The sequence below is a fragment of the Pelosinus propionicus DSM 13327 genome (assembly GCF_900114615.1).
Lineage (GTDB): Bacteria > Bacillota > Negativicutes > DSM-13327 > DSM-13327 > Pelosinus > Pelosinus propionicus.
The window spans coordinates 31,589-45,663 of sequence record NZ_FOTS01000025.1 but is presented as its reverse complement, the minus strand read 5'-3'; the positions used below and the strand labels follow the sequence as shown (position 1 = coordinate 45,663).

Genomic DNA, 14,075 nt, shown 5'->3' with positions numbered 1-14,075 from the left:
TTGCTCAATGAATTGGACGGCAGCGATAGCTGTCTTGATTTAGTATTAGATCGTCTTGATCAGGCGGTACATGTAATAAATTGCGAGGGAATAACAGTTTATTACAACCAGACAGCGGCAGAAGTCGAAGGATTACAGGCTACTGAAGTTATGGGCAAGCACGTTCTTCAGGTATATCCTTCATTGACGCTTGAAACCAGCAGTTTGATGGAGGTATTGGCTACTGGTAAGCCAGTATTGGATCAGCAGCAAACGATCGTAAGCAGGACAGGACGAATTATTACGATTCATTATTCTACTTTTCCATTATATCGAGAGGGTATATTAGTGGGTGCTTGTGATTTGTCTCGAGATATTACAAAAATTAAAGAGATGTCAGATCGAGTGATGGACCTGCAGGCTGTACTGTTAGATAAAAAATCAACTAACTTGAAAAAAGTGAAGAAGACAGAAATTAGTTTTGCAAAATACACATTCAATGATATTATTGGCAGTCACGACCTAATGGTTAAGCTTAAAGTGGTTAGTCAAAGAGTGGCATCAACTTCTTCTCCAGTATTGGTAATTGGTGAAACTGGTGCAGGAAAGGAGTTGGTAGTACAGTCCATCCATAACGCGTCTTCTCGTAAGGACGGACCCTTTGTTGCACAAAACTGTGCTGCCTTTCCTGCAACGCTGTTGGAAAGTATTTTATTTGGAACCGTAAAGGGAAGCTTTACAGGAGCGGAAGATCGTCCAGGATTATTTGAACTTGCTGACAGAGGAACTCTGTTTTTAGATGAAATCAATTCTATGCCTTTGGAATTGCAGAGTAAACTGCTTCGAGTTCTGCAAGACGGAACGCTGCGCCGCTTAGGTGACAATAAGGTAAGAGAAGTAGATACTAGAGTCATTGCTTGTACGAATGTAGATCCCCAAGAAGCAGTCCGGAAAAAGGAATTGCGTATTGATCTATATTATCGATTAAATGTAGTTGCGCTGCATGTACCTTCTTTGCGAGAACGAAAAAGTGATATTACTGTCTTAGTCGGGCATTTTATTATGATGTATAATGTGAAATTAGGCTGTTCGGTGCAAAAAATAAGCGAAGAAGTGGAACAGGTATTCTTAAAATATTCTTGGCCCGGAAATGTTAGAGAATTGCAGCATGCCATTGAGCATGCCATGAATATCGTCTCCGGCCATATTATTGAAATCGAACATATCCCAGATCATTTGCGTAACTATGATGACGAGCATAGTCGCGAAATCTATTGTCAATTGAACGGCAAGAACCTGCCGGAAATAGTAGGAACTGTTGAAAGAAGTGCTCTCATTCATGCTTTAGAAAGAAGTGAAGGAAATATATCAAAGGCGGCCTTATCGTTGGGTATTCCTCGCCAGACCATACAATATAAACTGAAAATATATGGCTTGCTCAAAAGGGATAAGAAAGGTGACTCCTTATCAGGAGGGGAATGTATTGAAAAAACTTAAATTGAATCAGGATGTTATTGACCGCGGTAGAAAACATGCAAAACAAATTGTAGACCAGGTGCATGAGCACATTGATGCTCATAGCACAGTAGCAGTAGAGCGATCTGTTTTAAGATTATTGGGGATCGATGGAGTTGATCAGGCAGGGGTACCATTAGTAAATGGGATCGTTGAAGAATTACACAATGCGGGAGTACTTGGAAAAGGAGTCATGTATTGGTTCGTAAACGGGTTGATCCATACCAAATTATCATCTCAGCAGTTGGCAGAATGCATAATAAATAAAAAAATTCGTTTACTAGATTTACCTAGAGTTTCAGATTGTGAAATTGAAGAAGCAGCTTTGCAATTGGCTACTTGTTCTTTAGAAAAGATTAAAGACCGCCGTCAAGAAAGAGAGGCATGGATAGCAAATTTAGGCAAGGGACAGGAGCCTATGTTATATGTTATTGTAGCAACTGGCAATGTGTATGAGGATGCAATTCAAGCGAAGGCTGCTGCTAGGCAAGGGGCTGATATTATTGCCGTTATTAGAACAACAGGGCAAAGTTTGCTAGACTATGTTCCTTATGGACCTACAACTACGGGCTTTGGCGGTACATATGCGACACAGGCTAATTTTCAGATCTTGCGCCAAGCGTTAGACGAAGTAGGAAAAGAAGTTAATCGTTATATTTATTTGACCAATTATTGCTCAGGACTTTGTATGCCTGAGATTGCAGTTATGGGGGCGTTAGAACGTTTAGATGTGATGCTCAATGACTCCATGTATGGAATTATTTTTCGAGATATTAATATGAAGCGTACGTTTGTAGATCAGTACTTTTCCAGATTAATCAATGGCTATGCTGGTATTATTATCAATACAGGGGAAGATAATTATTTAACCACAGCAGATGCCATTGAAAGTGGTCATACCGTTTTAGCTTCTGAATTAATAAATGAACAGTTTGCTTTTCGGTGTAATATGGCCTCTGAGCAACTCGGCTTGGGGCATGCGTTTGAAATCGATCCACAAACTCCTAATGGTTTTATGTATGAATTGGCCCAAGCACAATTAGTAAGAGAAGTTTTTCCAAAAAGCCCCATTAAATATATGCCACCGACTAAATATATGACAGGAAATATTTTTAAAGGGCATGTGCAAGATACTTTGTTCAATGTTTGTTCCATTATGACAGGGCAGAGTTTGCATCTTTTAGGTATATTAACAGAAGCCATTCATACCCCTCTTATTCACGATCGATTTTTAAGTATTGAATCTGCTAAATATGTTTTTAATAATTTGCGAGGAATCGCGGACGAAATATATTTTCCTGAAGGCGGATTTATTCACCAAAGAGCCCAGGAGGTATTGGAAAAGGCAGTTAGCTTATTGGAAGAAATTAATGATGTAGGGTTGATGAGAGCACTGACATTAGGCTATTTTGCCGATATCTCGCGAACCTCTGAAGGCGGTAAAGGTTTGCAGGGAGTTATTGTAAAGGAATACAGTTATCTCAATCCTTTTATTCCTCTTATGTTAAAAGGAGGAAATAGTAATGGTTAATGTGAAGTATGTTAAACCTTATGGTGATACCTTAAATGACGGTATGGTGCAGCTAGCTTTCACTCTGCCGATTCCTTTATCGAATGCAGCTAAAGAAGCAGCTAGGCAGTTGACAGTTAGTATGGGACTCGAAGAGGTAGCGGTTGCTCATGCTGAGGGAATTAGCGATACATTTAGTTTTTTCATTGTTTATGGCAAGTGCAGTCACGGAGTAAATCTTGATGAGATTTCGATTCCTGAAGTTGCATTAGAGGTATTGTCGAAAAAAGAAATTGATGACTTTATACGCACCCATCTAAAACGGAAACTCAATGTAGTGGGAGCGTGTATTGAGAGTGATGCTCATACTGTCGGTATCGACGCCATCATGAACATAAAAGGTTTTAATGGGCATAAAGGTTTAGAAAGTTATCATGAAATTAATGCTGTAAATATGGGAGCGCAAGTGGCTTGCGAAGAAGTCATTCATAAAGTCTATGAAATTCAAGCAGATGCTATTTTAATATCTCAAGTAGTAACCCAAAAGAATATTCATATTACGAATTTGACAAGACTTGTAGATATGCTGGAAGCGGAAGGATTGCGGGATAAAGTAACCTTAGTAGTGGGGGGACCTCGAATTAGTCATGAGTTAGCAAAAGAGTTAGGATATGACGCTGGTTTTAGTTCCAATACCTATGCAGAGCACGTAGCGTCATTTCTTGTTCAGGAAGTAAAACGCAAGACGATATGGGATAACGATAAAGAAACGAGTTGATTTATCTATTAAGAGCCATAAGGGGAGGAGAGTATGGAAGATGTTTTAATACGGATTCGAATGAGCGAACATGACACACATTATGCAGGAGGGCTGGTAAATGGATCACGAATGTTAGATTTATTTGGTGATGTAGCAACTGAATTATTAATTCGCAGCGATGGTGATGAAGGGCTATTTGTTGCATATGATAATGTGGAATTTACCGCCCCTGTTTATGCAGGCGATTTTATCGAGGCGCGGGGTAAGATTATCAAGCTTGGTAATACATCACGACGAATGGAGTTTATTGCCACAAAAGTTATTTCATTAGATCAGGCTGCTCAATATAAGTCTGCAGCCTTTGTATTAGCCGATCCTGTTGTAGTTTGCATCGCTAGCGGAACTTGTGTGGTTCCTAAAGAAAAGCAAAGGGGTGTATAAGTTGGAGCCGCTTATTATTACCGTTGCCCCTGTAGGAGCAGAAGCTACTCGCCAAGATAATCCCAATTTGCCTCTTACCCCTAGAGAAATTGCCAATGAGGCTATACAGTGTGCTGAAAAGGGAGCTTCTATCATTCATCTGCATGTTAGAGATGAAGACGGTAAGGCTACGCAAGCAAAGGACATCTTTCAAGAAACCATTGCACTGATCAAAAAAAATAGTGATGTAATTATTCAAACATCTACAGGTGGAGCATCCTGGATGACAGCCGATGAACGTTTGCAGCCTATACAATTAAAGCCCGAGATGGCAACATTGACCACAGGCACAGTTAATTTTGGTGAAGAAATATTTTCTAACCCGATGCCTATGGTTGAATTTTTTGCAAAAGCAATGGTGGACCAGGGAGTCAAACCAGAAATTGAAGTATTCGAAGTGGGAATGATTTATAATGCACTGCGTTTAGTGCAAAAGAAAATCTTGCAGTTGCCTCTGCATTTTGATTTTGTGATGGGGGTTCCTGGAGGTATACCAGGAGAAGCAAGGCATTTACTGCATCTAATAGAGTCTATACCAGCAGGGTCAACTTGGACAGTCGCGGGGATTGGACGCAGTGAGTTGTCTCTTGGGATGATGGCGATTGTTTTAGGAGGACATGTGCGCGTTGGCTTTGAAGATAATGTTTATTATACAAAAGGTGTATTATCCGATGGTAATTTTCAACTAGTAGAGCGTATAGCAAGAATTGCAAAAGAAATAGGTCGACCAGTTGCTACTCCCGAACAGGCCAGAAGAATTTTAGGATTAATCCAGTGAAGGCAATAAAATGAATATAAAGCTTTCATGAAATAAAAGATAGCAGAAGCCTTAAAATTTAGTAGTTGCAATACTGCTGAATCTTTGTGGCTTCTGCTCATTTTTCGGCAGTTTGCCGAAAAATGAGCAAATATAAAATAGGTTGCAAAGTGTAATCGCATCGCTCATTGTCTTCATTCTAGTGCCGAAGATTAGTCATAATAAGAAAAAACTATGTATTCAGCCATAATAAATAAGCGAATCATTCTTGATACTGCTGTTGGCATGGTTATTGCAATCTTTATAATAAGATCTAAAGTTCTGACTGACTAGTAACACGGTCAAGTTATTAATCAAAAATTCCAAATATTCATTGAAAAGGAGTGAATTTCATGAATGCCGACCTGGAAACAGGGAAAATCCAAAGCCTTGGAGAGAAGACAGGTGTTGGAGGCAAAGAGGAATTAAAGCGAAGTTTAAAAGCCCGTCACATGAATATGATAGCACTTGGTGGTGCTATCGGCACGGGGTTATTCTTGGCAAGTGGTGCATCGGTCAGTACTGCAGGTCCGGGTGGCGCATTAGTAGCTTATGGTGTCATTGGGATTATGGTGTATTTTCTTATGACTAGTCTAGGAGAAATGGCAACTTATTTACCTGTTCCAGGATCTTTTGGAACTTATGCAGCAAGGTTTGTTGATCCGGCTTTAGGTTTTGCAATTGGCTGGAACTATTGGTTAAATTGGGCAACCTGTATTGCAGTAGAATTAGTAGCGGGTGCCATCATAATGAAATTTTGGCTCCCTGACATTCCTGGTTATTATTGGAGTGGACTCTTTTTGATTATTTTATTTGCTCTTAATTACTTATCAACAAGAGCGTATGGTGAAAGTGAATATTGGTTTGCAGGTGCTAAGGTTATAACCGTTATTGTCTTTTTGGTGATAGGAACATTAATGATTTTAGGGATTGCTGGAGGGGCTTCGCCAGGGTTCACTAATTGGCAAATCCAAGAGGCTCCTTTTGTTGGTGGATTTAGTGCAATATTAGCAATCTTTATGATTGCTGGTTTTTCTTTCCAAGGAACTGAACTGGTTGGTATTGCTGCTGGGGAAAGTGAAAATCCTGAAAGAGATGTACCAAAAGCGATTAATACGGTATTTTGGCGCATTCTCCTATTTTATATCGGTGCTTTAATTGTTATTGGTTTTATCCTGCCCTATACGGATGAAAATTTATTAAAAGGTGATGTGGAAAATGTCGCTGTCAGTCCCTTTACGCTAGTATTCAGCCGTGCTGGATTTACGGCAGCAGCTTCCCTAATGAATGCAATCATACTCACATCCGTGTTATCTTGTGCGAATTCAGGATTATATGCTTCAACTCGTATGCTGTATGCGATGGCAAAAGAAGGCAAAGCTCCTCGGATTTTTGGCAAAGTCAATAAACGCGGAGTTCCAACTAATTCTCTTTATGCTACTTCTGCTATTGGTTTTTTAGCCTTTCTTTCCTCGTTAGTTGGAGAAGGTACTGCTTATACATGGCTGCTTAACATTACGGGAATGATTGGTTTCATTGCCTGGCTGGGTATTGCTATTAGCCACTATCGTTTCCGTCAAGCATTTAACCGGCAAGGTCTTGATACATCTCAACTTAAATATAAAGCAAAATGGTTCCCGTTTGGTCCTCTTTTTGCGATGGTACTTTGTGGTATCGTAATCATTGGACAAAATTATAATGCTTTTTTAGGCGGGGAAGTAGACTGGTATGGATTAGCCGTTTCCTATGTGGGTATTCCTATTTTCCTAGCAACGTATCTAGGGTATAAGTTTTCTAAAAAAACGAAAGTAGTCGCTTTGGAAAAAGTAGACTTGAACAAGAATTTAGTTTGATACAGATCTGACTTCATTACGAATGAGTTTATGGAGTCAATTGGCGAAGGGAGTTAATAAAATGCGTGATTATCATGATATTCCTTTGTGGAGCAATGTAACAGAAGAAGAATGGCAGGATTGGCGATGGCAGGTAGCGAATCGGATTACGTCACTCTCCATGCTAAAACAGGTTATTCCATTAGTTCAAAAAGAAGAAGAAGGAATTTTAAGTTGCCTGCAAAGTCTAAGAATGGCAATCACTCCTTATTATGCAACGTTAATTGATGTTGAAAATGTAAATTGTCCTATGCGTAAACAAGCAATTCCAACAGCAACGGAGCTACAGTTTGGTCAATTTGATATGGCTGATCCTTTACACGAAGATCAAGATTCACCCGTTACGGGACTGACTCATCGATATCCTGACCGGGTACTGTTTTTAGTCACAGATCAGTGTTCTATGTATTGTCGTCATTGTACCAGAAGGCGGATTGCCGGAGTTTGTGATCAAGCACGTACGAAACAACAAATTGACAACTGTATTCAATATATAAGAGAAACGCCGGTAGTCAGAGATGTAATTTTATCTGGTGGTGATGCATTTCTAATTAGTGATGAATTAATTGAATATATTCTGAAAGAATTACGACAAATAAAGCACGTAGAAATTATCCGTTTCGGCACTCGTACACCCGTAGTTTTACCGCAAAGAATTACTCCTGCCTTATGCACAATTTTAAAAAAATATCATCCAATTTATGTGAATGTCCATTTTAACCATCCTAAAGAAATAACAGAGGCTGCCAGTATGGCTTGTGCTTCCTTAGCGGATGCTGGAATACCTCTTGGCAATCAAGCGGTTCTCTTAAAAGGAGTTAACGATTGCCCAGAATTAATAAAAAAGCTGATGCAGCAATTATTAAAAATAAGAGTAAAACCCTATTATATTTATCAATGTGATATGTCACAAGGCATACAACATTTTAGAACACCTATTAGTTCGGGAATTCAGGCGATTGAATATTTAAGAGGGCATACTTCAGGATTAGCCGTTCCTACTTACGTCGTTGATGCGCCGGGAGGCGGCGGCAAGATTCCGGTTATGCCTCAATATTTAGTTTCTCAAAATGCTAGTAAAACCGTACTGCGAAATTATGAAGGTGTGTTTACTACTTACACAGAGCCAAAGCATTATGTAGATCCAGAAGCACCTTGTGAAGTGTGCGGTGGTTATCACCTTGATACAACAGTGGGATTAGCAGGAATGTTAAGCGGTGATAAATCCTTATCGTCGATTTCCTCAATAGAAAGAAAAAATGATGTAAAAACCGAGAATTCTGAGTTATTGATTATGAAATGATAGATGGCTTATTAGGAGGTGGAAGGTGATTTATGGTAAAGATTTGTACGGCAAACGAAGCTGTGAAAGATATTTCAGAAGGAATGTGTATTATGATTGGCGGGTTTTTAGGTGTTGGAACGCCTGAAGGGTTAGTGCAGGCGTTGGTAGACAAAGGCACAAAAAATCTAACGGTCATAACAAATGATAGTGCTTTTCCAGGAGTTGGTGTAGGTAAACTGCAAGATAGTAAGCAGATGTCCACATTATATACATCGTATATTGGCGGACATCCTGAGAGTGGCAGATGTATGGAAGAAGGGGATTTGAAAATTATCTTAACTCCACAGGGAACTCTGGCGGAGCAAATTCGTGCTGGTGGCTCTGGTTTAGGGGGAATACTGACTCCTACAGGAGTTGGGACAGTAGTAGAAGAAGGAAAAACTCAAATAGTGGTAGCGGATAAAACTTATTTGCTAGAAGAACCTCTAAAAGCAGATGTTGCCTTATTAAAAGCATATAAAGCTGATTGTCACGGAAATTTGATTTATCGTTTTTCGGCTAGAAATTTTAATCCCTTAATGGCTATGGCTGCTAGGACTGTCATTGTTGAAGTGGAAGAAATCGTAGAGGCAGGAGCAATTGAACCTGATAATGTGATAACCCCAGGAATTTTTGTCGATCTTTTGGTCAAAGGGAGGTAGCTTTATGGCTCAAATGGATAAACGGGTTCGTATTGCTAAACGGGTAGCTAAAGAACTGCATGATGGCGATGTTGTTAATTTAGGTATTGGCATGCCGACTTTAGTAGCAAATTATCTATCTCACGGAGTCTCTATTGTTTTACACTCTGAAAACGGATTTTTGGGAATTGGGCCGGAGCCGCAAGCGGAGTTGGCAGATAAGGATCTTGTAAATGCTGGGGGAAAACCAGTTACAATTCAAGAGAATGGATGTTGCTTTGATAGTGCTATGTCATTTGCTATTATTCGAGGCGGTCATGTTGATACCACAGTACTAGGGGCTTTAGAAGTGGATGAACAGGGAAATTTGGCTAATTGGATGGTTCCGGGAAAAAGAATTTCAGGTATGGGTGGAGCTATGGATCTAGTTGTTGGTGCAAAGAAAATCATCATTGCTATGGAACATAATAATAAAGATGGAACTGCAAAAATTGTAAAGCAGTGTTCTTTACCACTTACAGCTAAGGCTGAAGTTGATTTAATTATTACGGATATGGCAGTTATTGCTGTTCATCAAGATGGGCTATATTTAACTGAAATTGCCGAAGGCACTACAGTAGAAGAAGTAGTTGCTGCAACAGGTGCTCAATTATTCTTTTCCGAAGATAATCTTGGTATTTTTTAAAGATGTAGCTAGACAAAAAACGTTTTTGTGTTATAATATTAATATAAATGAAAATTTTGAGTCAACGATGACTCCTTACACTGAACAAGTGGAGGGGTCTGTTTTTTTTGTAGCAATTTATTGCTATATAAAAAAATATTCAACCTGTCATCTTTTTTTTAGCAGGTTTTAATGCAAGTTGTATTTGGAATCAACACTAGTGCAATATGAAAAATTGAGAGGGGTTTTTGTAGATGAGCAACTTAAGTCAAATTTTCGGTTCAAACGTATTTAATGATGCAGTTATGAAGGAGTGTCTTCCAAAAGCTACATATAAAGCTTTAAAGAAGACCATTCAGGAGGGGCTCCCTTTAGATCCGGTAGTGGCAGATGTAGTGGCTAATGCGATGAAAGATTGGGCTCTTGAAAAAGGTGCAACCCATTTCACTCATTGGTTCCAACCGATGACAGGTATCACTGCAGAGAAACATGATGCATTTATATCACCAACTTCTGATGGCAAAGCGATCATGGAATTCTCAGGGAAAGAATTAATTAAGGGAGAGCCAGATGCTTCTTCGTTTCCATCTGGTGGACTTAGAGCTACTTTTGAAGCCAGAGGATATACTGCATGGGATTGTACGTCACCTGCATTTGTAAAAGACGATTCGTTGTGTATACCAACAGCTTTTTGTTCTTATACTGGAGAGGCTCTCGATAAAAAGACTCCTTTATTGCGTTCAATGGAAGCATTAGGCAAGCAAGCATTACGTGTATTAAGAGTTCTTGGAAATACAACGACGAATCGAGTTATTACAACCGTTGGACCAGAGCAAGAATACTTTATTGTTGATAAGAAAACATATGAACAAAGAAAAGATTTAATATTTACGGGAAGAACACTCTTTGGTGCGAAACCTCCAAAAGGGCAAGAATTAGAAGATCATTATTTTGGTTCAATTAAAGAAAGAATCTCTGCCTACATGAAGGAATTAGACGAAGAACTTTGGAAGCTTGGAATTGCAGCTAAGTCTAAACATAACGAAGTTGCTCCTGCGCAACATGAGTTAGCTCCAATATTTACGACTACCAATATAGCAACAGATCACAACCAGCTTACTATGGATGTAATGAAAAAGGTTGCTTTGAGACATGATCTTGTGTGCTTACTACATGAAAAACCATTTGCTGGAATTAATGGTTCCGGTAAGCATAATAACTGGTCTATGGGAACCGATGATGGAATGAATTTACTGGAACCAGGCCGTACTCCTCATGATAATCAGCAATTTCTTGTATTCTTGTGTTCAGTTATAAAGGCTGTCGATGTATATGCTGACTTATTAAGAGTGTCAGCTGCAAATCCAGGAAATGATCATAGACTCGGTGCTAATGAAGCCCCTCCAGCTATTATATCAATATTCCTAGGAGAGCAATTGCAAGATATTCTTGAACAGATTGAAAATGGTGGAGCTACAAGTTCTAAAAATGGTGGTAATATGGAAATTGGTGTTACTACGTTGCCTCCATTACCAAAAGATGCAACTGATAGAAATAGAACTTCTCCATTTGCGTTTACTGGTAATAAGTTTGAATTTAGAATGTGCCCATCTTCCGCTTCCATCGCTGAGCCTAACATTACCTTAAATACGATTGTAGCAGAAATACTAAATGAAGTTGCTGATCGATTAGAAAATGCTGCAGATGCAAATGCTGAAGTAAAAGCACTTATTACTGAATATGTTACCAATCATAAAAGAGTAGTATTTAATGGCAATGGATATTCAGATGAATGGGTTGTTGAGGCTGAAAAAAGAGGATTGCTAAATTTAAGAACTACAGTAGAATCCATTAAAGCTCTTATTTCTGAAAAGAACATAGCAGTTATGGAGAAACATGCTGTATTAAGTAAAGTAGAAATGGAATCCCGTTATGAAATCGCTCTTGAAAATTATATCAAAACGATCAATGTTGAAGCGTTAACAATGATTGAAATGGCGAAGAGACAAATTCTTCCTTCCGTTATCAAGTTTGCCACAAATCTTGCGGTATCAATAAATACAATTAAAGCTACAGGCGTAGCAGCGGATTTGACAGCTCAAACTGAATTATTAACAGAAGTATCTTCGTTGACAGCATCATTAAAGAAAAATATTGCTGTTCTTGAAGAAACTGTAGAGAAGGCTTCAAACGCTCATGGAGACACTTATAAGCAAGCTTCATTATTCCGATTCGATGTATTTGAAAAAATGATAGTACTTCGTGAAGTTGTTGATACGCTTGAAACTTTAGTAGATAAAGACGTTTGGCCGATGCCAACTTACGGTGATTTGTTATTTAATGTATAATAGGTATTTTCTAAATAAAGCTTGGCTATGCTGCCAAGCTTTATTTTTTGTGTTCGCTATCAAACACGAACAGACTTAATTAATTTATATATAATAATCTATCAGTATAATCTTTGTAATTTTTGTTATTAATAGTATAATAGATTAAATAAAGAAAAATTTCTCAATAAGGAGGATATAATTCTACTGTAAAATTTATCATAGGTATAACGTGGTACAATTATATTTATAATATTTAAGAGGTGATTGGAATGGCAAGTGAATTGCTTTATGTAATCCCAACTGGGAAATATGCTAGTAATGAATTGGTTGAATTATTAAAAGAGCATTCTGAAATTAAATTTATATCCTTGGTAGGCGTTGATCTTGCAGGTAATGATACTGACGAGAAAATCCCTATGGAATTATTTCTTAAAGATATGGATGATTTCTTTCAAGGAAGTGCAGTACAAACCGATGGTTCCTCAGTAGTACTGACAGGAATTGCTACCTTAAATAATGCTAAAGTAGATATGCCTGCTGATTCCAGTGTGAATTGGTTTGTTGATTATAATTTTAATAATATCGATGAAGTAACTGGTAAACCTGTTGGTACCCTTCGTATTCCTGCATTCTTAGTTCATAACGGCTTACGTGTTGACTCCCGTGCAATTCTAGCCGATAGTCTTAATTACATAAAAGACGAGCTGAAAACTTTATTCAAGAAATATCCTAAAGTAGCTGGTCTTGAACACATTAATGGTGAAGAAATTGAAGATATTATCTTTACTTCAGGCACTGAACTTGAGTTCTGGGTGAAGACTCCCGTCGATAAAGCCGAAGTTGCTGAACTTTCTGCATCTCAAACTATGCAAGAACAATACTGGCAGCGTACTCGTGGCTCTGTTCGTACAGCATTAGAGCAAACGATTGTAATGCTAGATAACTATGGTTTAAAAACAGAAATGGGGCATAAAGAAGTTGGTGGTATTAAAGCTACTATTGATGAGGCCGGTAATTTGACCCATGTTTGCGAGCAGTTGGAGATTGACTGGCGTTTTGCTGATGCCCTGCAAGCTGCAGATAATGAGCTGCAAGCTCGTATTGTGGTAAAAGAAGTATTTAGAGCCAATGGTCTTGAGGTTACCTTCAAAGCGAAACCTATTATTGGTGTTGCTGGTAATGGCGAACATACACATGTAGGTTTTGCTGCGAAAATGAAATCAGGTAAGCTCGTTAACTTATTTGCTCCTACCAATATGAAAGAAGACTTTATGAGTGCTGTTGGCTATGGCTCTTTAATGGGATTATTAAAAAATTATGAAGCGATTAATCCTTTTATTACCGCCACTAATGATGCCTTAAATCGTTTGAAACCAGGTTTTGAAGCACCGGTTTGTATCGTAACTTCTCTTGGCCATACTCCAGAGATACCTTCGCGTAATCGTACGATTCTTGCTGGACTTGTGCGGGATGTTAACAATCCATTAGCGACTCGTTTTGAGGTTCGCGCAGCTAATCCATACACGAATACGTATGTTGCATTATCAGCAATCTATTTAAGCATGCTTGATGGTGTGAAAGCTGTTGTTGCGTCCGGCAAGAATACAAAAGAAATATTAGCCGAATTATCAAAAGAGGCAGGGGCTCCTGGATTTTATCTTGAAACAGACCGTGCTTATCGAAGTGAACATGATGTATTTGAAGATTATGAAGAAGAAGAGCGAAATCGCCTATTTGGTAAACCTCCAGCTACTGTTTGGGAAAATATGGAGAACTTGAAGAGGTTCCCTGCGAAGACAGAAGTTATTAAAGCGGGAAATATTCTTCGTCAAGAAATTTTGGATGCTTTCGTAGCAGGCGCATTAATTCGCTGGTCAACGGAATTATTGAAACGAATTATCCCTGAAAACCTTGCGATTGTAAAAGCAGCTAAATCTTTACATGATGCTGACAGTGCAGTGGACTATGATTTATATTTATGGGATAAGGTGAATTCTTTGCGATTGGAACTGGCTAAAGATACTGTTGCGCAAAAATCCATTTTTACGCGAGTAAATGATGCGGTTGCAGCAGGTGATTATGATACTGCATCTGCTCTTCAGATTGAAATGTATGGTAAAGTAGAAGAATTGAAAATTGCATATGCAAAATACAAACGCAATATAATTTAATCGTGTTACGTCT

Annotated in this window: 11 protein-coding genes; all 11 read left to right on the top strand. The window is 38.6% G+C overall.

Annotated elements, in window-relative coordinates:
• Positions 1–1,476: a sigma-54 interaction domain-containing protein gene (locus tag BMZ99_RS14190; RefSeq protein ID WP_090938481.1), complete on the top strand. Its 1,476-nt coding sequence runs from the start codon at positions 1–3 to the stop codon at positions 1,474–1,476.
• Positions 1,463–3,025, top strand: a complete 1,563-nt coding sequence (gene kamD / locus BMZ99_RS14185) for a lysine 5,6-aminomutase subunit alpha (protein WP_090938478.1) — start codon at positions 1,463–1,465, stop codon at positions 3,023–3,025. Before BMZ99_RS14190 ends, kamD begins: the two co-directional genes overlap by 14 nt.
• A complete protein-coding gene (gene kamE, locus BMZ99_RS14180; protein WP_090938475.1) occupies positions 3,018–3,782 on the top strand; it encodes a lysine 5,6-aminomutase subunit beta in 765 nt (254 codons plus the stop codon). The genes kamD and kamE overlap by 8 nt, the downstream gene beginning before the upstream one ends.
• 33 nt (positions 3,783–3,815) lie before the next feature.
• Positions 3,816–4,205 (top strand): 3-aminobutyryl-CoA ammonia lyase, encoded by a 390-nt coding sequence (kal, locus tag BMZ99_RS14175; protein WP_090938472.1) that lies wholly within the window; start codon positions 3,816–3,818, stop codon positions 4,203–4,205.
• 1 nt (position 4,206) lies between these two features.
• Complete coding sequence (gene kce, locus BMZ99_RS14170; protein ID WP_090938467.1) at positions 4,207–5,022, top strand: 3-keto-5-aminohexanoate cleavage enzyme; 816 nt, start codon at positions 4,207–4,209, stop codon at positions 5,020–5,022.
• A gap of 371 nt (positions 5,023–5,393) precedes the next feature.
• Positions 5,394–6,893, top strand: a complete 1,500-nt coding sequence (locus BMZ99_RS14165; RefSeq protein WP_090938465.1) for an amino acid permease — start codon at positions 5,394–5,396, stop codon at positions 6,891–6,893.
• 61 nt (positions 6,894–6,954) lie between these two features.
• Entirely contained in the window at positions 6,955–8,235 is a 1,281-nt protein-coding gene (gene kamA, locus BMZ99_RS14160; RefSeq protein ID WP_090938462.1) for a lysine 2,3-aminomutase, read from the top strand.
• A 32-nt stretch (positions 8,236–8,267) separates the two neighbouring features.
• Positions 8,268–8,918, top strand: a complete 651-nt coding sequence (locus tag BMZ99_RS14155) for a CoA transferase subunit A (protein ID WP_090938460.1) — start codon at positions 8,268–8,270, stop codon at positions 8,916–8,918.
• Positions 8,919–8,922: 4 nt separating this feature from the next.
• Positions 8,923–9,582 (top strand): 3-oxoacid CoA-transferase subunit B, encoded by a 660-nt coding sequence (locus tag BMZ99_RS14150; RefSeq protein ID WP_090938457.1) that lies wholly within the window; start codon positions 8,923–8,925, stop codon positions 9,580–9,582.
• Between the two features lie 233 nt (positions 9,583–9,815).
• Positions 9,816–11,909 (top strand): glutamine synthetase III family protein, encoded by a 2,094-nt coding sequence (locus BMZ99_RS14145; protein WP_090938454.1) that lies wholly within the window; start codon positions 9,816–9,818, stop codon positions 11,907–11,909.
• Positions 11,910–12,160: 251 nt separating this feature from the next.
• Positions 12,161–14,062 (top strand): type I glutamate--ammonia ligase, encoded by a 1,902-nt coding sequence (locus BMZ99_RS14140; RefSeq protein ID WP_090938451.1) that lies wholly within the window; start codon positions 12,161–12,163, stop codon positions 14,060–14,062.
• The last annotated feature ends 13 nt before the right edge of the window (positions 14,063–14,075 follow it).